Source organism: Halorubrum distributum JCM 13561, assembly GCF_000337395.1.
Classification (GTDB): domain Archaea; phylum Halobacteriota; class Halobacteria; order Halobacteriales; family Haloferacaceae; genus Halorubrum; species Halorubrum distributum.
On the sequence record NZ_AOJF01000038.1, the window covers coordinates 24,856 to 49,539 of the forward strand.

29 protein-coding genes are annotated in these 24,684 nt (G+C 69.8%); 21 read left to right on the plus strand and 8 right to left on the minus strand.

Going from position 1 to position 24,684, the window contains the following annotated elements; genetic code table 11:
- Positions 1-113: 113 nt before the first annotated feature.
- From C470_RS08815 to C470_RS08825, 3 genes are all read left to right on the plus strand, one after another.
- Positions 114-1,469, plus strand: coding sequence for an amidohydrolase family protein (locus C470_RS08815; RefSeq protein WP_008366682.1), 1,356 nt, complete (start codon positions 114-116; stop codon positions 1,467-1,469).
- Positions 1,470-1,499: 30 nt separating this feature from the next.
- Positions 1,500-2,384, plus strand: coding sequence for a fumarylacetoacetate hydrolase family protein (locus C470_RS08820; RefSeq protein WP_008366683.1), 885 nt, complete (start codon positions 1,500-1,502; stop codon positions 2,382-2,384).
- 125 nt (positions 2,385-2,509) lie between these two features.
- On the plus strand, positions 2,510-2,782 hold the full coding sequence (locus C470_RS08825) for a hypothetical protein (protein ID WP_008366685.1): 273 nt from the start codon (positions 2,510-2,512) through the stop codon (positions 2,780-2,782).
- 563 nt (positions 2,783-3,345) lie between these two features.
- Here C470_RS08825 and C470_RS08830 read toward each other — a convergent pair.
- The gene (locus tag C470_RS08830; protein ID WP_008366687.1) at positions 3,346-4,353 is read right to left on the minus strand and encodes a TatD family hydrolase; all 1,008 of its coding nucleotides are present in this window, start codon (positions 4,351-4,353) and stop codon (positions 3,346-3,348) included.
- A gap of 79 nt (positions 4,354-4,432) precedes the next feature.
- Between C470_RS08830 and C470_RS08835 the strand changes: the two genes are divergently transcribed.
- From C470_RS08835 to C470_RS08865, 7 genes are all read left to right on the plus strand, one after another.
- Entirely contained in the window at positions 4,433-5,494 is a 1,062-nt protein-coding gene (locus tag C470_RS08835; RefSeq protein WP_008366689.1) for a WD40/YVTN/BNR-like repeat-containing protein, read from the plus strand.
- Positions 5,495-5,920 (plus strand): DoxX family protein, encoded by a 426-nt coding sequence (locus C470_RS08840; RefSeq protein ID WP_008366690.1) that lies wholly within the window; start codon positions 5,495-5,497, stop codon positions 5,918-5,920.
- A 185-nt stretch (positions 5,921-6,105) separates the two neighbouring features.
- Positions 6,106-6,747: an Era-like GTP-binding protein gene (locus C470_RS08845; RefSeq protein ID WP_004599231.1), complete on the plus strand. Its 642-nt coding sequence runs from the start codon at positions 6,106-6,108 to the stop codon at positions 6,745-6,747.
- On the plus strand, positions 6,747-7,160 hold the full coding sequence (locus C470_RS08850) for a DUF2073 domain-containing protein (RefSeq protein WP_004599232.1): 414 nt from the start codon (positions 6,747-6,749) through the stop codon (positions 7,158-7,160). The genes C470_RS08845 and C470_RS08850 overlap by 1 nt, the downstream gene beginning before the upstream one ends.
- Complete coding sequence (locus C470_RS08855) at positions 7,161-7,817, plus strand: OapC/ArvC family zinc-ribbon domain-containing protein (RefSeq protein ID WP_008366693.1); 657 nt, start codon at positions 7,161-7,163, stop codon at positions 7,815-7,817. It begins immediately after the preceding gene.
- A 355-nt stretch (positions 7,818-8,172) separates the two neighbouring features.
- Entirely contained in the window at positions 8,173-9,354 is a 1,182-nt protein-coding gene (locus tag C470_RS08860; protein WP_004599234.1) for an aspartate kinase, read from the plus strand.
- Between the two features lie 172 nt (positions 9,355-9,526).
- The gene (locus C470_RS08865) at positions 9,527-9,907 is read left to right on the plus strand and encodes a truncated hemoglobin (protein WP_007345677.1); all 381 of its coding nucleotides are present in this window, start codon (positions 9,527-9,529) and stop codon (positions 9,905-9,907) included.
- A 121-nt stretch (positions 9,908-10,028) separates the two neighbouring features.
- Here C470_RS08865 and C470_RS08870 read toward each other — a convergent pair whose 3' ends face one another.
- On the minus strand, positions 10,029-10,496 hold the full coding sequence (locus tag C470_RS08870; RefSeq protein WP_008366694.1) for a hypothetical protein: 468 nt from the start codon (positions 10,494-10,496) through the stop codon (positions 10,029-10,031).
- Positions 10,497-10,585: 89 nt separating this feature from the next.
- On the opposite strand from C470_RS08870, the gene C470_RS16505 reads away from it, so the two are divergent.
- Both C470_RS16505 and C470_RS08875 read left to right on the plus strand, forming a co-directional pair.
- Positions 10,586-10,675: a hypothetical protein gene (locus tag C470_RS16505; protein ID WP_421644314.1), complete on the plus strand. Its 90-nt coding sequence runs from the start codon at positions 10,586-10,588 to the stop codon at positions 10,673-10,675.
- The gene (locus tag C470_RS08875) at positions 10,675-11,571 is read left to right on the plus strand and encodes a DUF7089 family protein (protein WP_008366696.1); all 897 of its coding nucleotides are present in this window, start codon (positions 10,675-10,677) and stop codon (positions 11,569-11,571) included. Before C470_RS16505 ends, C470_RS08875 begins: the two co-directional genes overlap by 1 nt.
- Before the next feature lie 31 nt (positions 11,572-11,602).
- Here C470_RS08875 and C470_RS08880 read toward each other — a convergent pair whose 3' ends face one another.
- Complete coding sequence (locus C470_RS08880; protein WP_008366697.1) at positions 11,603-12,181, minus strand: DUF7090 family protein; 579 nt, start codon at positions 12,179-12,181, stop codon at positions 11,603-11,605.
- Between the two features lie 252 nt (positions 12,182-12,433).
- Between C470_RS08880 and C470_RS08885 the strand changes: the two genes are divergently transcribed.
- A complete protein-coding gene (locus C470_RS08885) occupies positions 12,434-13,006 on the plus strand; it encodes a magnesium transporter (protein WP_004599239.1) in 573 nt (190 codons plus the stop codon).
- Positions 13,003-13,578 (plus strand): magnesium transporter, encoded by a 576-nt coding sequence (locus C470_RS08890; RefSeq protein WP_004599240.1) that lies wholly within the window; start codon positions 13,003-13,005, stop codon positions 13,576-13,578. The genes C470_RS08885 and C470_RS08890 overlap by 4 nt, the downstream gene beginning before the upstream one ends.
- 21 nt (positions 13,579-13,599) lie before the next feature.
- Here C470_RS08890 and C470_RS08895 read toward each other — a convergent pair whose 3' ends face one another.
- Entirely contained in the window at positions 13,600-14,043 is a 444-nt protein-coding gene (locus C470_RS08895) for a DUF2391 family protein (RefSeq protein WP_004599241.1), read from the minus strand.
- 66 nt (positions 14,044-14,109) lie between these two features.
- Here C470_RS08895 and C470_RS08900 point away from each other — a divergent pair, with 66 nt between their 5' ends.
- From C470_RS08900 to C470_RS08925, 5 genes are all read left to right on the plus strand, one after another.
- Positions 14,110-14,787, plus strand: a complete 678-nt coding sequence (locus tag C470_RS08900; protein ID WP_008366700.1) for a class I SAM-dependent methyltransferase — start codon at positions 14,110-14,112, stop codon at positions 14,785-14,787.
- 524 nt (positions 14,788-15,311) lie between these two features.
- On the plus strand, positions 15,312-17,768 hold the full coding sequence (locus C470_RS08905) for an ATP-dependent DNA helicase (protein WP_008366702.1): 2,457 nt from the start codon (positions 15,312-15,314) through the stop codon (positions 17,766-17,768).
- Positions 17,765-18,382, plus strand: a complete 618-nt coding sequence (gene cgi121, locus C470_RS08910) for a KEOPS complex subunit Cgi121 (protein WP_008366704.1) — start codon at positions 17,765-17,767, stop codon at positions 18,380-18,382. Before C470_RS08905 ends, cgi121 begins: the two co-directional genes overlap by 4 nt.
- A 356-nt stretch (positions 18,383-18,738) precedes the next feature.
- Positions 18,739-19,332, plus strand: a complete 594-nt coding sequence (locus tag C470_RS08920) for an IMP cyclohydrolase (RefSeq protein ID WP_008366706.1) — start codon at positions 18,739-18,741, stop codon at positions 19,330-19,332.
- A gap of 90 nt (positions 19,333-19,422) precedes the next feature.
- Positions 19,423-21,531: a S9 family peptidase gene (locus tag C470_RS08925; protein ID WP_008366709.1), complete on the plus strand. Its 2,109-nt coding sequence runs from the start codon at positions 19,423-19,425 to the stop codon at positions 21,529-21,531.
- Positions 21,532-21,553: 22 nt separating this feature from the next.
- Here the strand turns inward: C470_RS08925 and C470_RS08930 are convergent, their stop codons facing one another.
- From C470_RS08930 to C470_RS08945, 4 genes are all read right to left on the minus strand, one after another.
- Entirely contained in the window at positions 21,554-21,928 is a 375-nt protein-coding gene (locus C470_RS08930; protein ID WP_004599247.1) for a helix-turn-helix domain-containing protein, read from the minus strand.
- 70 nt (positions 21,929-21,998) lie between these two features.
- Complete coding sequence (locus C470_RS08935; protein ID WP_004599248.1) at positions 21,999-22,238, minus strand: hypothetical protein; 240 nt, start codon at positions 22,236-22,238, stop codon at positions 21,999-22,001.
- A gap of 115 nt (positions 22,239-22,353) precedes the next feature.
- Positions 22,354-23,040 carry a DUF5828 family protein gene (locus C470_RS08940; RefSeq protein ID WP_008366712.1) on the minus strand — a complete coding sequence of 229 codons (687 nt, stop codon included), beginning with the start codon at positions 23,038-23,040 and terminating at the stop codon, positions 22,354-22,356.
- A gap of 104 nt (positions 23,041-23,144) precedes the next feature.
- Entirely contained in the window at positions 23,145-23,405 is a 261-nt protein-coding gene (locus tag C470_RS08945; RefSeq protein WP_008366714.1) for a hypothetical protein, read from the minus strand.
- A 173-nt stretch (positions 23,406-23,578) separates the two neighbouring features.
- On the opposite strand from C470_RS08945, the gene C470_RS08950 reads away from it, so the two are divergent.
- Both C470_RS08950 and C470_RS08955 read left to right on the plus strand, forming a co-directional pair.
- Positions 23,579-23,959, plus strand: a complete 381-nt coding sequence (locus C470_RS08950; protein ID WP_004599251.1) for a cupin domain-containing protein — start codon at positions 23,579-23,581, stop codon at positions 23,957-23,959.
- A complete protein-coding gene (locus C470_RS08955) occupies positions 23,952-24,626 on the plus strand; it encodes a hypothetical protein (protein ID WP_008366716.1) in 675 nt (224 codons plus the stop codon). The genes C470_RS08950 and C470_RS08955 overlap by 8 nt, the downstream gene beginning before the upstream one ends.
- Positions 24,627-24,684 lie beyond the last annotated feature (58 nt).

The window sequence follows — 24,684 nt, forward strand, 5'->3', positions numbered from 1 at the left end:
TACTCTACGTGTGAGGTACATAATACGGTTGCCTCTCCGAGCCTACGGTCGCCGCCATCGACCTTTACCGCCCGGTAAAGTTTTAACCTCTTGGTCAAACCCTATTATCGAACATGACACAGACGATCGTGCGAAACGGGACCGTGGTCTCGCTCGACCCGGACGTTGGGGAGTTCGAGGCGGCCGACGTCCTGATCGAGGACGGGGAGATAATCGAGGTCGGTACCGGACTGTCGGCGTCGAACGCGGAGGAGATCGACGCTACCGGGAAGATCGTCGTCCCGGGGTTCGTCGACTCGCACATTCACCTCGCGCAGACGCAGATGCGCGGCATCGCCGGCGACTGGTCGCTCATGGGCGAGTACTTCGACCACATGCTCGGCAACATCACCGGGCTCTATCAGCCCGAGGACATGTACCTCGGCGGCCTCTACGGCGCCTTCGAGAAGCTCTACACCGGGACGACGACGGCCCTCGACTGGTCGTACCCGAACACGCTCGAGCACGGCGAACGCGCGGTCGACGCGCTGCAGGACACCGGCCTGCGCGCGGTGTACACGTACGGCCCGCCGGGCGACGACGCGGCGAAGTGGTGGTACGAGAGCGACGTCGGCCTCCCCGAGGAGAAGATCCGGAGCCTCCACGAGGAGAAGATCCGCGACGACGACCTGCTCAGCCTCGCGCTCGGGCTCCGCGGCCCGGACTTCTGTACCCCCGAGACCGCCCGCGCGGACCTCGAACTGGCCCGGGACCTCGGCGCGCTCTCGACGATCCACATGGGCGCCGCGCTGTGGCCGTCCTCCGAGTACGGCGACGATTATCAGGGCTTCGGCGCCATCGAGGACATGCTCGGCCCCGACGTCAACGTCGCCCACGGGAACCACTTCACCCAGGAGGACATCGACCACGCCGTCGAGCAGGGCGTCTCCTTCTCGTCGACCCCCGAGGTCGAGATGCAGATGGGCCACGGCATCCCCGTCACCGGGAAGGTGCTCGAGGCGGGCGGCCGCCCGGCGTGGGGCGTCGACGTCTGCTCGAACGTCAGCGGCGACATGGGCAGCCAGATGCGGATCGGCTTGCAGCTCCAGCGCATGTTCGACAACCAGGCGGTCTTGGAGGGCGACGAGGAGGTCACCGAGGTGAGCATCTCCGCGCGCGACACCCTGGAGATGGCCACCATCGAGGGCGCGAAGGCGCTCGGCCTCGACGACGAGATCGGGACGATCACGCCCGGCAAGCGCGCCGACCTCGTCTTGTTCGACGCGGACGACTTCATGACCGCGCCCTGCCACGACCCGGTCCAGACGGTCGTGTTCCAGACCGACCCCTCGCACATCGACACCGTCCTCGTCGACGGCGAGGTCGTCAAGCGCGACGGCGACTTGACGAACCCGAAGGTCGACGAGGAGTTCGACCGCTTCGTCGCCTCCGGCGAGCGCCTGCTCGACGAGGCCGGGATCGACCTGTAACGCCGCGGACCGACAACACCCACATTTCACATGCGAATCGGACAATACCGTACGACGGACGAACAGACACCGTGGCCCGGCGTCGCGACCGACGACGGCGTCGTCGACCTCGCCGAGGCCGGCGCCGCCGCCGGGATCCACGTTCCCGACCGAACCAGCGACCTCCTCGCCGACTGGGAGTGGCGCCGCAAGGCCGACCTCGCGGTCGAACACGCCGCCGAGACCGGCGTCGGCGTCCGCGACTCGGCGGACCTCGACCGCGCCGCCCCCGTCGACGACCCGCAGAAGGTCGTCTGCGTCGGGCTGAACTACCGCGACCACGCCGAGGAGGGCGACAACGAGATCCCGGACGAGCCGGTCCTCTTCTCGAAGTTCCCGACCTCGGTCGTGGGTCCCGACGATGCGGTCCGCTGGGACCCCGAGTACACCGAGAAGGTCGACTACGAGGCCGAACTCGTCGCCGTGATCGGCGAGCGCGCCCGCCGCGTCGACCCCGACGAGGCGATGGACCACGTCGCCGGCTTCACCGTCGGCAACGACGTCTCCGCGCGGGACCTCCAGCACGGCGACGGCCAGTGGGTCCGCGGGAAGAGCCTCGACACGTTCGCCCCGACCGGCCCCGACCTCGTCACGACCGACGAGGTGGGCGACCCCCACGACCTCGACATCTTCGCCGAGATCAACGGCGAGCGGCTCCAGGAGTCGTCGACTGAGAACCTGATCTTCGGCGTCGACGAGCTGATATCCTTCTGTAGTCAGGCGTTCACGCTCGAACCCGGTGATCTGGTCTTTACCGGCACCCCGCCCGGCGTCGGCGTCTACCGCGATCCCCCGGTGCTGCTCGGCGATGGCGATTCGGTCACTATCGGCGTCGAGGGCGTCGGCGAGCTCACGAGCGAGTTCGAGACGGAGTAGGATCCTCGCCTCCTCGGGGTTTATAAGAGATTACCGACGTGGCGGCTTCGTCGAAATCGCATTCTTCGGACTCGCTCGTACATCGCTAACTAACCTACAAGTGTCCTCGCGCTGTTACATCGCCAATGGAGGATCTGTACCTCTACACCGGCTCATTCGCCGTTATCGGAACCTCAATCGGAGGGCCAGCGGTAGCGTCGGTCGTCGCTGGCGATCGCAGCATCGCGATACTGCTCATGGCGATCGGTGGGGCTGGAATGCTCGCCGTTGCCGGCTACGAATCCCTTCAAACTGACCCAGAGGAGTTTACTGCCCCTCCTCTCGTCCTTCTGGCGTTGGTCGGTGCCGCCTGTCTGACTCTTCTCGGAACAGTACTCCCTGCGGTGACCGGGTTCTAAATGGCTTGGACCGACCGGAATCGGAATGTCTTCTCTGTAGAGAATCTCAACGGAGCCCGTACAGTGAACTTCTCTACAGCTCCGGCCGTTCACTTATAAATAGCTGATTACAGATCGGCGGTGAGTACCTCCAAAGCCCCAGTCGCGAGGGCGACGTACGCTCGCTGCGCGCTTCACTCGGTCGCTCACTACGTTCGCTCCCTCGTTCCAGTGCTTGCGTCGCCTACGTCGCCCTCGCGACTGCCCCTTTGAATCCCGCCCCGCCCGCACAGCACCCGCACCTCACACCTCCCCAGCCTCGCGGTTCGCGCTCTGCGAGCGCTCACCGCGTCCCTCGCGGGCTGGCTCGCAGCCGCCGGTGGCGGCCGCTCGCAGGCGCGCCACCGCACCGCCTGCCATTTATAGACGCTCGTCGCCGTCGCTCGCCTCGTTCGCGACTCTCCCTCGCACACCGTCGTCTCACGGTCGCTGTCAGCCACGCACGGAATCGCAGTACGTCTCTCGGAGGCTGCGGCAGAGCCACCGGCAACGCCACCGCGACCCCGCGGACCGATTTGAACATCCTACTCCGCCAGCCCGAACACGTCCCGCGGGTTCTCGTACACGACGGTCCGGATGTCGTCGACGTCGATGCCGTAGCGGTACAGCTCGAATATCGCGCGCTTCACCGCGTAGGGGTCCGTGCGTAGCACGTTCGCGGTGTCGGTGTCGATCATGATCCGCTCGGGGCCGTACTCGTCGATGGCGTTCGCCACGTCGGCGGCGTCGACGCCCACGAGCCACGAGTGGCCGATGGTGTAGCTCAGATAGCAGTCCGTCTCCGCCATCAGGTACGCGGTGTTGTTCGCGTCCGCGTGCGAGGCGACGACGCGCTCCTCGTCGAGGCCCGCGTCGCTCGCGGCCTCCACATCGCGTTTCACCGCTTCCAGCGCCGGGTTCTCGCCGTCGAGGACGGGCTCGGTGCCGAGCCCGGCGTTCTTCTCGTAGCCGGGGGTGACGCCGAGGTCGTCGCGGTACTCCCGTTTCGCGTCGGGCGTGGTGTTCGGCGTGTGGAGCAGGACCGGGAGGCCGTGGTCGTCTGCGAGCTCCATCTGCGCCTGAACGACCGCCTGCTGTGCGTCGACGTCCCAGCGCTCGACGTGCTGAGTCGGCGTCACGCCCGTCTCGCCGACGGCGACCACCTCGTCGAGCGCGCAGTAGTCGTCCATCGCGGCCAGCAGCTCGTCGGGGTCCTCGATCCGGACGCCGGTGTGGACGCCGAGGCTCAGCTTCGCCTCGAAGAAGTGGTTGCGCTCGATCGCTCGGCGACGGTTGACCGCGTCGTCCCACAGGAACCGGATGTCGCTGGCCTCGACGGGCTTGTAGGGTGTCCAGTGGTATCCCGACGACACCATCACCATCGACCGGCAGCCGGAGAGGGCGTACCGCTCGCGGTCCTCCCACGAGAGCGTGTGCGCGTGGTTGTGCGGGTCGATCCACGGCAGGTTCAGCAGCTCGGTCGGGAGGTCGGCGGCCGACTCGTTCAGGTGGTCGGCGTCAGTTGGGCGAACGGTGGCGTGAGGTGCGGGCATGGATTCCCCATCGCCCCCCGGACACTTAGCGTTTTACAGGTTGGTAAAACTTTATTGCCCCGCCGACCGACGCCCGAATATGACACTGTTAATCGGGACAGACTCCGGGCTGTACCGAGCCGACGACGTCCCCTTCGAGCGCGACGAGCTCGACCACGTCCTCGACTGCGGGGTCGTCACCGCCGTGAAGTCGTGGGACCACACCGAGGGCGTCTTCGTCGCCTCCTCGACGGGCGCGTACCGCTCGGTCGACGGCGGGGAGACGTGGACCGACCTCGAAGTACCCGTCGGCGACCGCTTCTGGCACGCCGGGCAGAGCGAGGTCTGGTCGATCCTCGCGACCGCGGACGGCGCGCTGTACGCCGGCACCAACGACCCGTACATCTTCCGCTCGGTCGACGGCGGGGAGACGTGGACCGAACAGAAGGGGTTCCGCGAGCTCCCCTCGCGGGGCCACTGGGAGTCGCCGATCGATCCCCACTACGCACGCCTCCGCGCGCTGGAGACGGTCCCCGGCCGTCCCGACCACCTGATCGCGGGCGTCGAGGCCGGCGGGATCCACGTCAGCCGCGACGGCGGCCGCACGTGGTCCGACCACCGGGACGCCATCGTCGACGACGTTCACCAGATCCTCCCCGTTTCGGAGGACGTGTGGCTGGTCGCGACCGGGTACCTCGACCACGACCTGGAGAACCTCGGCCTCGGCCACGCGGTGGGCGAGGGCGGCCTGTGGCGGACGACGGACGCCGGCGAGTCGTTCGAGCGGATCGACACCGGGAACGACTACTCGTACATCCGCCGCGTGTTCGTCCACGACGGGCGGGTTATCTTCTGCGGCGGCGAGGAGGCGCCCCCGGCGTGGGTGAACGACGACCACGGAGTTGCCCTCTTCGAGTCCACCAACTTCGGCCGCGACTTCGAGCGCGTCGACTTCCCCGGCGAGCCCCACGAGGTCATCGAGACGTGGGCGGTCCACGACGGCGACGCCCTCTGCGGCTCCGGCCTCTTCGACGTGCCCGACGAGCGCGACGACGTGGAGGGCCGGATCATGCGCCGCCTCCCCGGCGAGGAGGACGAGGGTCCGACCTACGAGACGGTGGGGCGCGTCGACGCGAACGTCAGCCGGATCGAGGTGGTCTGAATGGCCGCCGACACTGATTCTCCCGACGGGTCGGACGCGGACCGGGGTCGCGACGCGCCGTCGCTGCTCGGCCGCTCGCTGTACGGCGGCGTCCTCGCGTACATGGCCGTCGACGGGTTCAAGAACAACGACAAGCGCGTCGCCGTCGCCGAGGAAAAGGGCGTCCCGATGCCCGACGTCCTCGTTCCGTTCGTCACCGGAATGCTGCTGGTCGCGAACCTCGGGATCGTCCTCTGGCGGCTCCCGCGGGCGGCCGCGGGCGCGATCGTCGTCTTCTTCCTCGGGACGACGCCCGCTATCCACGACTTCTGGACGATGGAGGGGAAGGAGCGCCACGGCAACAAGATCAACTTCCTGAAGAACCTCGCGCTGCTCGGCGGGGCCCTCGTCTTCCTCGACGCCGCGAGCGGGGGCGACGAACCGTAGTTCTGTCTCCCGATTTCGCGTTCGTCCGGCGCCGACGCTCCGGATCGGCGATGTCTGACGCAGTTCTTAAGTGACCGCGGCGTGGATGCTACCGTAATCCCCCGAACGGGCGTCGAGCGTCGGATCGAACGGCGTCGCGGAAACGAACGCGGTGTTCGGGAAAACCACACGGACTGGAGGTCAGGATGGGACTGCTCACGAATCTCAGAGACAGCATATCGCGGGTCACGGACGGCCTGTTCGCGGCCGACGAGCCCAAGCGGATCGGGATCTACGGACCGCCGAACGCCGGTAAAACGACCCTCGCAAACCGGATCGCACGCGACTGGACGGGTGACGCCGTCGGCCCAGAGAGCCACATCCCCCACGAGACTCGCCGGGCCCGCCGGAAGGAGAACGTGGAGATCGAACGCAACGGGCGGACGGTCACCATCGACATCGTCGACACCCCCGGGGTGACGACGAAGGTCGACTACAAGGAGTTTCTCGACCACGACATGGAGAAGGACGACGCCGTCCGCCGGTCGCGCGAGGCGACCGAGGGCGTCGCGGAGGCGATGCACTGGCTCCGCGAGGACGTCGACGGCGTCATCTACGTGCTCGACTCCACGACGGACCCGTTCACGCAGGTGAACACGATGCTGATCGGGATCATCGAGTCGCAGGACCTGCCCGCGCTCATCCTCGCGAACAAGACGGACCTGCCGGGGTCGGACGTCCAGCAGATCGCGAACGCCTTCCCGCAACACGAGACGATTCCGCTGTCCGCGCTGGAGGGCGACAACATGGACGAAGTGTACACCAAGATAGCGGAGTACTTCGGCTGATGCCCGGCCCGAAAGCCAACGTCGACGCGGCGGACGACCCCGACGACGGCGACGACGGCGTCCGGATCGACATGATAAGCGGCGCGCGGATGGAGGGACTCACGAGCATGGAGAAGATCCGGCTCATCCTCGACGGCGTCCGCGAGGGCAACATCGTCATCCTCGAAGAGGGGCTCTCCCCGGACGAGGAGTCGAAGCTCATCGAGGTGACGATGACCGAGATCAGTCCCGACGACTTCACCGGCATCGAGATAGAGACGTACCCGAAGGCCGAGGCGGGCGACCAGAGCTTCCTCGACAAGCTGATGGGCCGCGAGTCCACCCAGAAGCTCACGGTGATCGGCCCGGCGAACCGCATCGAGACCCTCCACAAAGACGAGAATCTCATCAGCACGCTCGTCTCCCGCAAGTAGATGCCCCATCAGTGTACCACCTGCGGGCGGACGTTCCCCGACGGCTCCAAGGAGATGCTGTCGGGCTGTCCCGACTGCGGCGGGAACAAGTTCCAGTTCAAGCCCGCCGGCGCGACGGAGGACCCGACTGCCGACGAGGCCGATCAGGCGTCCGGCTCCCCCGCCGGACCGTCCGACTCCGCCGTCGACCCGTCCGACAGGACGCCGCCGGCCCCAGCCGACGAGCCGGCGCCCGACGAGAGCGCGGCCGACCGTCGTCCGAGCGAGTCCGCGGACGAGACGCCGAACGAAGCCGCCGCGAGCGCCGACTCCGCGAGCGAAGCCGACGGCACGGAACAGATCGCGGACCGGAGCGACGAGGACACCGCGCAGGCGAGCGCGCGCTCCGAGGTGGTGTCGCCGGACGAGCTCGACCGCGCGAGCCGCGACGTCGAGCCCGCCGACGCGCCGCCGGCCGAAGAGGAGCCGAAGCCCGGCATCGACGCGCTCCGCGACGAGCTCAACGACCAGTTCGAGAGCATCCGCATCGTCAGCCCCGGGCAGTACGAGCTCAACCTGATGGAGCTGTACGACAGACAGGAGTACATCATCTCCCTCCAGGAGGACGGCCGCTACGTCATCGAGATGCCCGACGCGTGGGGCATTCAGGACGAGTAGCGCCTCTATCCGTCTTCCCTGCGCGCGTCCCTCCGTCCGTCTTCCCTGCGCGTGTCCCTCCGTCCCCTGCGCGCGTCCCTCACACACCCCGACCTCTGATTCCGAAATGCGCTGATCGTTCGTTTCGTTTTCACCCGCTCGCAGCCGCCGATTCGTGCGGTTCTGCGATTCGGGCGACCCTTGTCGAAGAAGATACTGTTATCCGGCTTCCTCCGCTACGGAGTCGCATGTTTACCGATCGCTTCCGCCGACCGGGCCGGGACTCCGGCGTCGGTCCGGACCCCGCCGTCGCCCTCGAACCGCCTCGACCGTCTCTCGGAGACCGACCCGCACGGACGCGGAACGGAGTAGCCGCATGCGCGTAATCGCCAAGTTCGGCGGCACGAGCCTCGGGAGCGGCGACCGGATCGAACGCGCCGCCGACTCGGTGGCGAGCGCCGTCGCGGCCGGCCACGAGATCGCGGTCGTCGCGAGCGCGATGGGGTCGACCACGGACGACCTCCTCGACGACATCACCTTCGAGACGGACGACGCCGACCGCGCGGAGATCGTCTCGATGGGCGAGCGCACCAGCGTCCGCATGCTGAAGGCCGCGCTCTCCGTCCGCGACGTCGACGCCGTCTTCCTCGAACCCGGACACCCGGACTGGCCGGTGATCACGGACGAGCGCGGCGAGGTCGACGTCGCGGAGACCAAGCGTCGGGCCGAGGAGATCGCCGCCGACATGGACGGCGTCGTCCCGATCATCACCGGGTTCCTCGCCGAGGACCACGACGGCAACGTCACCACGCTCGGCCGCGGCGGGTCGGACACGACCGCGGTCATGCTCGGCAACTACATGGACGCCGACGAGGTCGTCATCGTCACCGACGTCGAGGGCGTGATGACGGGCGACCCGCGGGTCGTCGAGGGCGCGCGCAACGTCGGCCAGATCACCGTCGACGAGCTTCGCAACCTCTCTTTCCGCGGCGCCGAGGTGGTCGCGCCCTCCGCGCTCTCGTACAAGGACGAGGGGCTCGACGTTCGGGTCGTCCACTACCAGCACGGCGACCTGCTCCGGGGCGGCACCCGGATCGAGGGCGAGTTCGAGAGCCTGATCGACATGCGCGAGGAGCCGCTCGCGTGTCTCACCATCGCGGGCCGGGCGATCCGCAACCGACCGGGGATCCTCTCGGAGCTGGCGAACGCGCTCCGCGCCGAGGAGATCAACATCGACGCGGTCGCCTCGGGGATGGACTCTGTCACCTTCTACGTCGACGTCGACGTCGCCGAGACCGCCGAGGCGCTGCTCCACGAGGCGGTCGTCACCGACGAGGCGCTCTCCTCGGTCACCGTCGCCGACCCCATCGCCGTGATCCGCGTCACGGGCGGCGAGCTTCCCAACCAGTCCGGCGTCATCCAGGAGATCATCGCGCCCATCGCCGAGGCCGGCATCAACATCATCGACCTGATCACGAGCGCGACCTCCGTCGCGGTGTTCGTCGACTGGGACGACCGCGAGGAGGCGCTCGAAATCGTCCAAGACCGCTTCGACTGAGCGACCCGCCCGCGGGAGACGGTTCGGTCCGGCGAAACGTCGCCCCTGACCACAGCGACCGCGTTCAACACGCCACGGGAGACACCACGGGGGTTGACACGCGATCGACCGCTCGGCCGACGCGTAACGCGACTCCGTGAGCTATTTCGCATTTTAGCGTGATACGCCGAGTATGACCGAGGAGACCCTGTACGAACGTCTCGGTGGCCACGAGGGGATTCGGAGCGTGGTGGACGACTTCTACGACAGGCTTCTCGACGACGACGAGCTGGGACCGTTCTTCGCCGACGCGGACATGGAGACGCTCCGACGGACGCAAACCGACTTCCTCTGCGAAAAAGCGGGTGGCCCGGAGACTTACGACGCCGCGCCAGTCCGCGAAGCGCACCTTCACGTCCCCTTCACGCCCGATCACATCCAGAGAGCGCTCGAGCTGTTAGACGAGAGCCTCGCGGAGTTCGACGTTCCCGAACGGGACGCGGAGGCAGTCGTACAGGCGGTCGCCGAATACGAACAGGAGCTGCTGGCACGCCCGGACAGCACCGATCGCTGACGGGTGACGGATCCGGCCCGATCGGCCGACACGCGCGCGGTGTCCCGAGGCGCCGCTCCCGCGCGTCGGCACCGGCGGGTTTCGACCGGGCCTCGGATTCGGCGGTCACCGTCTCCGACCTTCACCCGCCCTCCTCCGGATCGAACCGGTACCGCGCCGTCGACGCGCCGTCGATCCGCGGTCCCGAGCCGACCGCCGCGAACCCGACGGCCTCGGCCGCGTCGACCGCGGTTCCGTCGGTCGGGAGGACGGCCTCGACCGTCATTCCCTCCCGGGTCGCGAACCGCACCGGCTCCTCGAACAGCCGCCGGACTGCCTCGGGGTCGCCCTCGACGTTCGTCACGTGGACGACGCCGTCGCGCACGTCGAACGCGACGAACGCCGCGACCGCGTCGACCGGGGTGTCGTCGTCGGCGCTCCGACCCGCCGGGTCCGCCCCGTCGCTCGCGTCGTCGCGCCCGGTCGCCTCGTCCGTCACCCCGACGCGTACCGACCGGTCGTGGATCATGTTTCGGACGACGCCTTCGGGCCGGCCCGTCATCGACCCCAGGGCCGCGGCGTCGGCCTCGACCGCGTCACGAACTCGCATACCTCCGTACTCTCGTCTGGCGACATAAAATCGCCGCACGCTTGCCGCGGACCGGATGATTTTAACGACCGGCGGACGCACGAACGCGCATGAAGAAATCGACTCAGATCGTGGTTGGTACGGTCGGCGTCTCGGCCGTCCTCTCGGTGCTAATCATCCTCTCGTACGTCTTCGCCTGATGTTCTCGCCCCGGTCGCTCGACGACGACCTCGCGGCGGTCCGCGACCGGTACGCGCCGGGGTCGCCCGTCCTCGACGTCGACTCCGACTTCGAGACGCTCCCGCCGGCCGCCGCGGAGGACCTCGGTCTCTTCGTCGACGGGCTCGGCCCCGCGTCGTACCCCGCCGACTGGCTTCCCGAAGCGGTACCCGACCTGCTCCGGAAGCACGCCGGCCCGGCGTTCACCGTCGGGCTCCCCGGGGACGGGACGGTCGTCCGGACGACGCAGACCGACCCGGCGACCGTCCTCGTCAAGCGGCGCGCTGAGGGGACCCCGGAGGACTTCCTCGCGTTCCTCATCGCCGAGCGGCTGGTCCAGATCGGGTGCGAGCCGGCGCCGGGCGCAGTCGGCGGCGACGCCTCGTCGAACGGTGACGCCGCGAACGGCGGCGATTCGTCCGGTCTTCCCGAGTCGTTCCTCCCGTTCTTCGGCGAGCGCTATCGCGACCTCGACGCCGCGATCCGCCGTCCCGACCCCGAGACGGGCGAATCCACGACCGGGTTCGGCCCGACCGACGTCTTCCAGGTCGCGAACGCGCTGTTCGACGCGTGGGTCGGGCTCCACGCCCGCGACGAGTTCGCGTCGTGGGAGGGCGAACACCCCCGCCTGTTCGACGCGTGGGTCGACGCCGGCGAGCGACTCTCCGGCCGGCTGGGCGGCCTCTCCGGCGAGGTCGCACGCGGCGACACCGACTTCCCGAGCGCGACGGAGTACGCCTGCTCGGCGGTCAAACACGGCCTCGACCTCCCGGCGCCGTACGGCGCGCTCGACACGACCGCGTACCGAGAGCGCGGGGCCGACTACGCGGTGGCGTGGGCGGAGAAGACGTTCGCGGCGCTCGTCGACGAGGAGTGAGGAGTCGCGCGTCCCGCGGCGAAGCGGCCGCTCAGACGTCGACGACGACGTTACCCTCGCCGTCGAGGTCGATGACGCCGTCGAACAGCTCGCGGAACCGGTCGAGCGTCGCGACCTCGTGGACCTCCTCCGAGAGGTGGAAGATGCCGACCGCGTCGTGCTCGTTGAGGAGTTCGAGGATCTCGGCGGCGGCCTCGTACACCGCGTCGTCGTCGGCGTAGTAGGCCATCTCGGTGAGCGAGTCGACCGAGACGCGCCGCTTCCCCTCGTTCTCGGTGAGGAACCGCTCCACGCGGTCGACGACGCCGTCGAGGTCGTCCGGCGCGGAGACGTAGTAGACGTCGTCGGCGGTGCGCCGCGAGTACCCGCGCTCGACGGAGAGCGTGTCGAGGATGGTCGCTTTCGTCTCGTCGACGTCGTAGTACTCCAGCTTCTGTTCGACCTCGCGGGCGGTGGTCCGCGTCGAGACGACGAGGAACGCGTCGGTGTCGGTCTTTAAGAAGTCCGTGTCGATCCGGTCCGTCTCGCCGATGCTCGGGTGGACGAGGAGGAGTCCGGTCCCGCCCGGTATCGTCTCCGGCCCGTTCTCGACGGCGAGGGAGTAGTCCATGGGATCGGAACTCGCCCGATGGACTTAACGGTGCGGGCCGGAGCCGTCCGAGACCGTCGGACGCGGCCGGGTCGCTCCCGTCGCGCTCGGTCGGCGTCGTGTCCGTGCGCCACCGACCCCACCGTTTCGTTTGGAGATACAGACACTTATGGGACGATCGCTCCCCGAACCGCTCACGGGCGCTCGCGGACCGACGGCGGTCGCCGCGCGCGGCGGTCGGTTTTTTTGCCCCGCCCGCCGTCGGTGCGTTCGATGCCCGGGCACGACTCCGCGCGCGACATCTATCGGCAGGCGCTCCCGGTTATCTCCGTCAGCCTGATCGCCGGGCTGTTCGCGGGGACGATACTCGCCTCCGACACCATGCGCGCGAACATCGCGGAGGTTCCCGGACTCCTCCTCCTCCTGCCGGCGTTCCTCGCCACCCGGGGCGGGGTGTACGGCTCGCTCGGCGCCCGGCTCTCGACCGGGCTCCATCAGGGGCTCATCGAGCCGCGGTTCCGGCTGGACCGCCGGCTCACGAACGCGGTCGTCGCCTCCTTCCTCAACGGGATGACCGTCTCCGTGTTCATCGCGGTCGTCACCTATCTCACGCTCGTCCTGTTCGGCGACGGCGGGAGCCTCTTCCAGCTGGTCGGCGTGATGGTCGTCGCCGGGTTCCTCTCGGCGGTGCTGATGATCACCGTGCTCATCTCGGTCATCTTCGTCGGCTACCGCCGCGGGCTCGACCCCGACAACGTCATCGGGCCGGTCGTCACGACCCTCGGCGACGTGTTCGGCGTGTTCTTCCTCCTCGTCGGGGTCGCCGCCGTGGGGGCCGTCTCGTGACCGAGCCCCGGTCGACGGCGGTCGACGAGTGGTCGGTCCGCCGGATCGTCCGGACGATGATCCCGCTGCTCGCCGCGCTGTCGGTGCTTCAGCTCGTCTCCGGGACCGTCTTGGAGACCTACGAGGCGGTGCTCCTGCGGTACCCGGCGCTGCTCGTCCTGGTGCCGGTCCAGATCGGGACGGCCGGCAACCTCGCGTCGATCACCTGCTCGCGGCTCACGACCCAGCTGTATCTGGGGACCTACGAGCTCAGTCCCTCGAACCCCGCGCTCCGGGCGAACGCGGGCGCGGTGTTCGCGCTCGCGGCGACCGTCTTCGGCGCCGTCGGCGTCGCGGCGTGGGCGATCGGACTCGCGCTCGGCGGGTCGCTCGCGCTCGGCCGGGTGCTGCTGATCTCGCTGGTCTCCGGGCTGTGTCTCGCCGTCCTCGTCGTCGTCGCCAGCGTCGCCGCCGTCGAGGCGTCCTACCGGATCGGGCTCAACCCCGACGACACGACGATCCCCGTGGTGACGAACCTCTGTGACATCGCCGGCGTGCTGATCCTCTTCGCGGTCGTCTCGGTCGTCCTCTGACTCGGACCGCGCGGGCCCGGATCAGAACACGCTGTCGGCGGTCGCGGCGCCGACGACGCTGAACACCGCGCCGAGCGAGACGGCCTTCGCGGACGTCGCCACCACCGCGCCGTCGCCGATGCCCCCCTCGACGAGGAACGTGTGCGGGGCGTCGAAAAGCAACGCCAGCAGGAGGACGGAGCCGAACGCGACCGTCATCAGCGAGACGAAGCGGGTCGGGATCCCGACCAGCTCCGGCTCCTCGTCGACGTCGCGGCCGGTGTCCGCCCGGTACAGGGCGGCGTACCCGATCAGCCCGACGAGCGCGGCCGTCACGCCGGCCTGAATCCAGTTCATCCCCGCGGCGAGCACCCACACCTCCTCGGTGACGACGAACGGGCCCGCGAGCAGGAACCCCCCGACCGACTGCTGGGCGATGTCGGCCACCCGGAAGTGCGGGCGGCGGAGCGCTCGCGGTCGCTTCATACCCACGAGCGGGAGCGGAGCCGGTAAAACACCGCCGTTTTTCACCGCTCTCCTCCTTCGGCCGGTATGAGCGTCCGCGAGGAGTTCGACGAGTGGGCGGCGAGCGGGAAGGACCGCGGGATGGAGGACCGCCACTGGCACACCGCGAAACACGTCTTGGCGCGGATGCCGGTCGAGGCGGGCGACGCCGTCCTCGATCTCGGCACCGGCTCCGGCTACGCGCTCCGCGCGCTCCGCGAGCGGAGGATCGGGCGCGGGTACGGGCTCGACGGCGCCCCAGAGATGGCGACCAACGCCCGCGGGTACACCGACGACGACGCGGTCGGGTTCTTGGTCGGCGACTTCGACGAACTCCCCTTCGCGGACGACTCGCTCGACCACGTCTTCTCGATGGAGGCGTTCTACTACGCGGCCGACCCCGTACACACGCTCGAAGAGGTCCGCCGCGTGCTGAAGTCGGGCGGCACCTTCTACTGCGCGGTGAACTACTTCGCGGAGAGCGAGACGACCCACGCGTGGCAGGAGAACATCTCGGTCGAGATGACGCTGTGGTCGCGCGAGGAGTACCGCGAGGCGTTCCGTGAGGCCGGGCTGTACGTCGCCGAGCAGGACGCGATTCCCGACCGCGAGACCGAGATTCCCGACGCCTCCGAGTTCCCCGTCGACGGCTACGAGACCCGCGAGGCGATGGTCGACCGCTACCGGACGTGGGGGACGCTGTTGACGGTCGGCGTCGCTCCCTGATCTGCGTTTATAAACAGACGCTGTCGACGCGGTGGCTCTTTCCAAAAACTACGTAATCCGTTTATAAATGGCTGATCGCAGATCGGCGGCGAACACCTCCAAAGCCCCAGCCGATTGCTTATAAATCGCTGATCGTGGGTCGGCAGAGGCGACCTCCAAAGCCCCAGCCGTGAGGGCGGCGCACGCTCGTTGCGCGCTTCAGTCGCTCGCGTTGCTCGCTCCTTCCAGTGCTTACGTCGCCTGCGCCGCCCTCACGGCTGCCCCTTTGAGTCCCACCCCGCACCGCTCCGCACCGCACCTCACACCTCCCCAGCCTCGTCAGTCGCCTCCGCTTCGCTCCGGCGACTGACTCCCTCGCGCGTGCTCCTCGCGGCCTCCGCTTCGCTCCGGCCGCTCGCAGGCACGCGCCACCGCGGATCTGTTTATAAATAAGCGTCGTCGGCGGCGGTCGCGTCCGCGCTCGCTCTTTCCCGCCACCGCCCTGTTCCGACGGTTTAAATCGGGTCGGGGCCCAGACTCCGGTAATGGAACCGAGTTCGCTCTCCGGGCTCCCCGCGGGCGTCGGCGAGGCGCTCGAAGCGGAGGGCGTCGCGGAGCTGTACCCGCCCCAGCAGGCGGCCGTCGAGGCGGGCGTCGTCGACGGCGAGAGCCTCGTCGCGGCCGTGCCGACCGCGTCCGGCAAGACCCTTATCGCCGAGCTGGCGATGCTCTCCTCGATCGAGCGCGGCGGGAAGGCCCTCTATATCGTCCCGCTGCGCGCGCTCGCCAGCGAGAAGAAGGCGGAGTTCGAGCGCTGGGAGGAGTTCGGCGTCACGGTCGGCGTCTCCACGGGCAACTACGACTCCGACGGCGAGTGGCTCGCGAGCAGGGACATCATCGTCGCCACCTCGGAGAAAGTCGACTCGCTGATCCGCAACGGCGCGCCGTGGATCGACGACCTCACCTGCGTCGTCAGCGACGAGGTCCACCTCGTCGACGACTCGCACCGCGGACCAACCCTCGAAGTCACCCTCGCGAAGCTCCGCAAGGTGAACCCCGGCCTCCAGACGGTCGCGCTCTCCGCGACCGTCGGCAACGCGGACGTCATCGCCGACTGGCTCGACGCCGAGCTCGTCGAGTCCGACTGGCGCCCCATCGAGCTGCGGACGGGCGTCCACTTCGGCAACGCGATCAACTTCGACGACGGGAGCCAGCGCGAGGTCCCCGTCGAGCGCGGCGAGGACCAGACCGCGAGGCTCGTCGCGGACGCCTTGGACACCGAGGAGGACGGCCAGGGCGGCTCCTCGCTCGTCTTCGTCAACTCCCGGCGCAACGCCGAGTCGTCGGCCCGGAAGCTGGGCGAGGTCACGGCGCCCCGGCTCACCGGCGACGAGCGCGACCGCCTCCGCGAGCTCGCCGAGGAGATCCGCGGCGTCTCCGACACGGACACCTCCGAGGACCTCGCGGACGCGGTCGAGCAGGGGTCGGCGTTCCACCACGCCGGCCTCGCGAGCGAGCACCGAAGCCTGATCGAGGACGCGTTCCGCGACCGGCTGATCAAGTGCGTCTCCGCGACGCCGACGCTCGCGGCCGGCGTCAACACCCCCGCCCGTCGGGTGATCGTCCGCGACTGGCGCCGCTACGACGGGGAGTTCGGCGGGATGCAACCCCTCGACGTCCTCGAGATCCACCAGATGTGCGGCCGCGCGGGTCGGCCCGGCCTCGACCCCTACGGCGAGGCGGTGCTGCTCGCGAACAGCGCCGACACCCGCGAGGAGCTGTTCGACCGGTACGTCTGGGCCGAGGCCGAGCCGGTCCGCTCGAAGCTGGCGGCCGAGCCCGCCCTCCGGACGCACGTCCTCGCGACGGTCGCGTCCGGCTTCGCGGCCACCCGAGACGGGCTGCTCTCCTTCCTCGATAACACCCTCTACGCGACCCAGACCGACGACGAGGGGCGCCTCGCCGCGGTGACCGACACCGTCCTCGACTACCTCGAAGTCAACGGCTTCGTCGACCGCGACCGCGACGGCGGGAGCGAGGGCCTCGCCGCGACCGGCATCGGCCACACCGTCTCTCGGCTCTACCTCGACCCGATGAGCGCGGCCGAGATACTCGACGGCCTCCGGACCGTGGCGGACGGCGCGGACGACGAGGGCGCCGAGAGCGGCGAGTTCGTTCCGGCGGACGGCGCCGACGCGGGCGCCGACCCCGACGCGGACGAGCCGGGATTCACGACGTACACCAGGGAGGGCGACGAAGGGAGCGACTCCGGCGTCGAGGCGGCGGAGTCGGAAGGCGATTCCCCCGCGGTCACCCCGCTCGGTCTCTATCACCTCGTCAGCCGGACCCCGGACACCTACGAGCTGTACCTCAAGTCCGGCGACCGCGAGGAGTACACCGAGGTCTGCTACGAGCGCGAGGCGGAGTTCCTCGGCGACGTGCCCTCCGAGTACGAGGACGTGCGCTTCGAGGACTGGCTCGCCGCGCTGAAGACGGCGCGCCTGCTGGAAGACTGGGCGAACGAGGTGGACGAAGACCGGATCGCGGAGCGGTACGGCGTCGGCCCGGGCGACATCCGCGGGAAGGTCGACACCGCGGAGTGGCTCCTCCGGGCGGCCGAGACGCTCGCGCGCGACGTGGAGGGGATCGACGGCGACGTGGTCGTCCAGGTGCGGGAGGCCCGCAAGCGGCTGGAGTACGGCGTCCGCGAGGAGCTGCTCGACCTCGCCGGCGTCCGGAACGTCGGGCGCAAGCGCGCCCGCCGCCTCTACGAGGCCGGCATCGAGAGCCGGGCTGACCTCCGTGAAGCGGACAAGGCGGTCGTGCTGGGCGCGCTCCGCGGCCGCGAGCGCACCGCGGAGCGGGTTCTGGAGAACGCCGGCCGCGAGGACCCCTCGCTCGACGGCGTCGACCCGGACCGATCGGCGAGCGCGGCGGCCACCGCGGGCGCGGACGCCGACGGCGACGGCGACGGACAGGCGAGCCTGGGTGATTTCGGGTGACTGATCCCGCTGTCGACGCCGACGGTGAACCGGCGCCAGACGTCGACGATGAGCCGGCGCCCGAGCCCGCGGTCCGCCTCGTCCGCGGCACCTTCGCGATCGACGACCTCGACGCGTTCCTCGCCGACCTCGACGGGGTCGCCGAAGAAACCGGCGCGGTCGTTCAGGCGTTCGACGCCGACCTCGTCGTCTCCGCGACCCAGCTCCGCGAGGCGGCGCGGCTCGCCGCGCGGTCGATCGCCCGCGGCGAGGCGGTCGCGCGCGACCCCGGCGTCGAGGTCCTGCTGTACGCGGCCGGTCGCAGACAGATCGATCGCGCCCTCGAACTCGGCGTCTCCGAGGGCGAGCAGGCCGCCGTCGTCCTCGTCGCGGACTTCGGTGACGTGCCCGGCGCCGACCGACCCACGGCGGACCTCGACGGAGCGGTCGAGGCGGTCCGGGAACTCGCCGTCGGCTCGACCGAGATCCCAGACGGCGACGCGCTCGACGCCGCGTTCGACGAGGGCCGCGTCCGAGAGTTCTACGCCGTCACCGACCGCGAGCTCGCCGCCACGAACGGCGACCTCGCCGACGTCGTCCGCGAGCGCGTCGCGCTGCTGGACGTCGAGAAGTAAGCGGGGGTAGGACCGCTGACCGGGACCCCTTCGTTTCAAGTGGAAACCCCGAGACGGGGACGTCTCTCCGTTCCAGTCGAAGCGAGACGCGAGAGAAGTAGTCCATCCTGGATTCGAACCAGGGTCGTTGCCCCCAGAAGGCAACAGGATTGGCCACTACCCCAATGGACTGCGCACTCTCCGATAGCCCGCACGTCTTTGTAAGCGTTGCGCGTTGCGGCCGCCGTGCCATCGGTTGACGCTCCCGCGTCCGACGGTCTCCCCGTCGCGGGGTCGCCGGTCGCCTCGCTCCGCTGCCGGATCGCGTTCGTGGACATATCGACGCGTTTTACACGACCTAATCCGCACGAAGCTGTATGTACGTCGGACGATTCGTCGTCGTCGCGCCCGGGATCGGCGGCTACCGCGTCTCCTCGCGCTCGTTCCCGAACCGTCGCGTCAGCCGCCGAGACGGGACCCTCACCGTCGGTCCGACCCCGGACGCGCCCGAGACCGACAACCCGTACGTCTCGTACAACTGCGCGCGGGCGGTCGAGAGCCCGACCGGCGAGCCCCTCGCGGCCCTCGGCAACGGATCGCACGTCGACCCGATCGCAGAGAAACTGGAGCGCGGCTACCCCGCCCGCGACGCGCTCGCGTCGACGCTGCTCGCGCTCGACTTCGAGAAGGACCACTACGACACGCCCCGCGTCGCCGGGGTCGTCGGCGCGGACGCGGCGGTGATCGGCACCGTCCGACGCGACGCGCTGCTCGTCGAGGCCGTCGACGAGCCGACAGTCGTCGCGACCTACGAGACGGACTCCCCCGAGCCGTACGACCTGACCGCGACGGACGCCGGCGGCGCCGCGACCGAACTCCTCGAGGCCGACCTCGAACACCCGGTCTGCGCCGCGGGCGCGACCGTCGACGCCGACGGGGTCTCGCTCGCGTTCGACAACGGCGGCGACTGAGCGGGCGCGATCTCACGGGGGACCACCGGAAGCGGCCGATCGCCTTTCCGGCTCCCGACGCCTTTTGCCTCCCCCGTCCGACTGACGCGCATGGAGCGCGTCACCGCCGCCGACTACCACGACCTCGCGGTCCCGGCCGACCCCCGGATCTCGCCGGACGGCGACCGCGTCGCCTTCGTGCGCCGACAGCCGAACGACGACGACAGCTACGAGACGACGGTGTACCTCGTCGACGCCGCGGGCGACGGCGACCCGCGCCGGCTCACCCTCCCCGAGGGCTCGGACGCCGAACCGCGCTGGAGCCCCTCCGGCGACCGGATCGCCTTCACCTCCACCCGCGGCGCGGACGACGACCGCCAGCAGCTGTGGGTCCTCCCGCTCGACGGCGGCGAGGCCCGCCGCGTCACCGACGTCGTCGGCGGCGTCTCCTCGATCGCGTGGTCGCCCGACGGCGAGCGGATCGCGTTCGTCCAGTCGGTGACCGCGGACGACCGCGAGGCCGACCGCGACCTCGCGGTACCGGACGAGTACGAGCCCGAGGAGCACCCCGATCCGCGCGTCATCGACCGGACCGTCTACCGGGCCGCCGAGCGCTACTTCGACGGCCGCCGTCCCGGCGTGTACGTCGTCGACGCGGACGCGACGGTCGGGGGCGTCACGGACCCCGACCCGGCCGAGTCCGGGGCGGTCACGCGGGTCACCGACCGCGACGCCGACTTCGCCGCCCCGTCGTGGGGCGACGCCGACACGCTGTACTACACCGAGGCGGTCGGCGACGACCCCGACGACTCCGTGGAGATCGCGATCCGCGCTCACGACCTCGCGTCCGGCGAGGCGGAGCGCGTCCACACCACGACCGGCTGGGGCGCCGACCTCGCCGCGACGGCCGACGGCCGCGTCGCCTTCACGCACGCGGAGCCGGACAGGGTGTCGATGCAGCCGACGGACCTCCGCGTCCTCGACGCGGAATCGGGCGCCGTCACCGACCTCACCGGCGACCTCGACCGCGGCCTCGGCCGGGGGACGACCCCGCAGTGGGGGCCGGACGACGAGACGATCTACTTCGCGACGCCCGACGAGGGGAAGACGGCGCTGTGGCACGTCCCCGCCGACGGGAGCGCCGAGCCCGAGCGCCTGCTCCGACCGGGAACCGTCTCGGCCGCGACCGTCGGCGGCGAGGCCGGCGGGGGCCCCGAGTCGGTCACCGTCGCCTATGCCGCCAGCGAGTGGGACCACCCGGGCGACGCGTTCGCGTACGACGCCGCGGCCGACGAGACGACCCGCCTGACCGAGCTGAACGCCGACTACCTCGCCGAGCGGGCCGTCGGCGAGCCCGAGGAGCTCCGCTTCGAGTCGGACGACGGCGTCGAGATCCAGGGGTGGCTGCTGACGCCGCCGGAATCCGCTACCGATACCGACGAACCGTACCCGCTCGCGGTCGAGATCCACGGCGGGCCGCACGCGATGTGGTCGACCGCGGGGACGATGTGGCACGAGTTCCAGACGCTCGCGGCCCGCGGCTACGCCGTCTTCTGGTCGAACCCGCGCGGCTCGACCGGCTACGGCGAGGAGTTCATGCAAGCCATCGAACGCGACTGGGGCGCGGTCACCCTCCGCGACGTGATGGCGGGCGTCGAGACGGTCGCCGACCGCCCGGAGATCGACGCGTCGAACGCGTTCGTCACCGGCGGCTCCTTCGGCGGCTTCATGACCGCGTGGGCGGTCGGGCAGACCGACTACTTCCGCGCGGCCGTCTCCCAGCGCGGAGTCTACGACCTCACCGGCTTCTACGGCTCGACGGACGCCGCCTACAAGCTCGTCGAGGGCGACTTCGACGCGGTGCCGTCCGAGGAGCCCGAGTGGCTCTGGGAGCAGTCGCCGACCGGCCACGCCGACGCGGTCGACACGCCGACCCTCCTGATCCACTCCGAGGACGACACGCGGACGCCGATCTGTACGGCGGAGCTGTACCACCGGATCCTCCGGAAGAACGGCGTCGACACCCGGTTCGTCAGGTATCCCCGCGAGGGGCACGAGCTCTCGCGGTCCGGCGAGCCCGCACATATCGTCGACCGCATCGAGCGCATCGCTCGCTGGTTTGACGGCTACTCCGAGTACCACGACGCCGAGCGCGCGCTCGACCGCCCCGAGGACGACGGGCTGACCGCGGGCGAGGAGTCGGACGAGGCGGAGGAGTAGGCCCTCGCCCCGCGAACCGGGCTCAGGTCTCGTCGGGGTCGAACGAGTCGATGGCGTCGTGGACGTCCGTGACCCACTCGTCGAGGGCATCGTGAAGTCGTCGCTTGGCCTCCGGAACCGGGATCGCGGTGTACTGGTAGACGTAGCCGCCGGAGTCGAGGAGCCGCCGCCGGCGCTCGACGAGCCCCTTCTCGCGGAGCGTCGACAGCGACCGATTCACGTTCGACCGGTCGCGATCGAGCGCGTCGGCGAGCTCCGAGACGGTGCTGCCCGGGTACTCGAGCAGTTCGAGGTACGCCCGGCTCTCGTGATCGCGCACGCCGAAGACGCAGGAGAGGACGTGTTCGAAGGAAGGGGAGGCGTCGCCGACGAGGTCCTCAATCTCGGGGTCGCTCATGGGTACCGGTTCGCGCGCGGCGAGGTTAAATGTCGGTCTCCGCCGCTCGGCCGGGGGCCGGCGTTAGCCGTCACTCCTCCGCCGCGTACCCCATCTGGTCGATACAGCCTCGCATTCCCGACTCGTCCGCGTGTCGATGGAGGTTCGTCGGCGTGTCGCAGTGGTACGTCTCCCCGTCGTAGCGGAGGGCGACCTCGTGGCTGGCGCCGGCGACCTCGACGTCGACGAGGATCCGCCGGCCGTCGTTGAGTGCGTCGATGAGTTCGTCGACGGACAGCTCGCCCGCCTCGACTCGGAGTACCTCGCTCATGCGTTTGATTCGACGGTGGGCGAGTTAAAAGCGACCGATGTGTCTCGGCGTTCGCGGCGGCCGCGCCGTCGGCGCGGGCGATGCGCCGGCGTGGTCGGCGGGACCGCTCCCGTCCTCACGTCGTCGTCGAGTCCGGCCCGCCATCCTCGGCCGGCGGTTCGATGCCCTCGGCCGCCGCGACGTCGTCGGTCCGTTTCTCGGTCTCGACGTGCCAGCGGTCGATCTCGGACTCGTACTCGTCGAGGACGTCCGACACCTCGTCTTTCAGCTCGTCGTCGTTGACGTTCACCTCGAAGACGAACGTCTCGCCGTCCTCGGCGCGGGCGACCTCCTGGATGTTGGCGCTGACGAGCTCGTTGTCGAAGTAGTACGGCGCCATCTGGGTCATCACGTTGCGGTAGACGGCGTCCTCCACCTTCCGGAGCGCCTTCCGGCTGGCCGAGTCGGCCGCGCGGGCGACGTGGCCGATCGACTCCCCCCAGCTCTCGCGGGCGCTCTCGGTGTCGTTCTCCTCGACCTTCTCGTAGGACTCCGTGAGCTTCTCGCCGGCCGTCTGGAGGTCGTCGCCGGGCGACTGCCCCGCGCGCTCGCCTTCCCCCTCGTCGACGGAGGCCTGCGCCGCGGTCTTCTCCGAGACGTCCTCGTCGATGCGCTCGTGGGTCTTGGGACGCCACTCGTCGAACTCGTAGTAGGCGTCGCCGTCGACGCCGACCTCCCGGAGCGCGAGGGCGACCCGCTCGCCGTGTTCGACGACGTCCCCCCAGTCGCCGCGCACCTTGAAGCCGGAGATGCTCTCTTCCATCGCTTGTCCCCGTTACGACACGAACGCGTATAAGTTTCCCCGACTGCGCGCGAGCGAGCGTCGGGCGAGCGAACGGGGCCGGGACGTCCGTGAGCCTGCGTGCGCTACTCGCCGTAGGAGAGCCGGCGGCCGAGCTCGTCCACCCGGTTCTTGAGGTCGCTGAGGAACCCGCCCGGCGAGATCTGCCGGAACGACGACTCGTCGACCTCGATTCGCTCGCCGGCGAACGGGTCGCGCTCGGCGCGCTCCTCCGAGTCCTGGTCTCCGCTCACGGCGCCCACGACGGTCGACATCGAGCACCGTCCGCACGCCTCCACCTCGACCACGCCGTCGCCCCCGTCGGACCGGTCTCGCTCGTCTGTCATGGTTTCTCACCCCACGCTACGCCGTCTATCTTCTTAAAAGCGTGCCTCGGCCCCGATCGCGGCCGTTCCGGGCGATCGGTCTCGCCCGCTGCGGGCTTCTGCCCCGGTGCCCCGCTCCGACCCCGGCACACCGCTCCCGACGCGCTTTTTAGCGCTCCGTGGAATTCGTTGGCATGGGATATCGCGTCGTCGACGTCGACTCGGTCGACCCGGAGCCGGACCGACCGTGTGAGTGCCGGAAGCTCTCCGAGCCGGGCGGCCTCGACGCCGCGGCGATCAACCGATTCAGGGCCGAGCCGGGCGAACAGCTCCCGCTCGCGTACCACTACCACGAGACGCAACAGGAGGCGTTCTACGTGCTCGACGGGACGCTCTCGGTGGAGACGCCCGAGGAGACCTACGAGGTGCCCGCGGACGACCTGTTCGTCGTCGACCCCGAGAGCCCGCAGCGCGCGTACAACCCGGCCGACGCCGACGGCCCCGTCACCGTGCTCGCGATCGGCGCGCCGCCGGCCGACGGCGACGCGGTCGCCTACGACCCGAACGATGAGTGAGCGCGCCGCGCCGGAGGGCGGCGACGCGACCGGCGGCGACGGGACCACCTCGGCGGGAGGCGACGACCGCCGCGACCCGGAGGAGCTGCCGGCCGAGATCCGCGAGGCCGTCCCCGACTACGACGACGAGTACCTCGACCGGGTCTCCGACCGGCTGATGTACAGCTACGACCTCGACCGCGACGTCGTCGTCGACGGCGAGCGCTTCGATCTGACCGCGGAGATGCGGGTGCGCAACCAGAAGCAGTTCCTCCACCCGGCGCTGAGCTACGCGGACCACGACATGATGGAGTTCCTGTTCGCTCGGCGCGTCTCGACCCCGTCGGTCGCCGAGCTCGAACGCCTCGTGGCGTTCGCCCACGCGGTGGCCGACGACCGCGTCGAGGGCGACGAGGAACACTACGGGACGGACGTCACCGTCGCGCTCGTCGCGGACCGGATCCCCGACGACGTCGCCGACTTCGTCGACGGGTTCCGCGACAGGACGCTCCTGAAGTTCGGCTACTACGGCCACTACGAGGTGAACCTGATCGTCGTCGCGCCCGACGACGAGGAGCTGGTCGCGAGCGAGGTCGCGGACGTCGCCGGCGCGTTCCGCCTGTGGGAGGCGGTCGCGGAGCCGGACGAGGGGCTCTTCTCGCGGCTCGCGAAGCGGTTCTGGCGGTGACGGTCGGGACGCACTGAAGAATGATCGGAGGGAACGCGGGGGCGGGGACGGCCGTCGG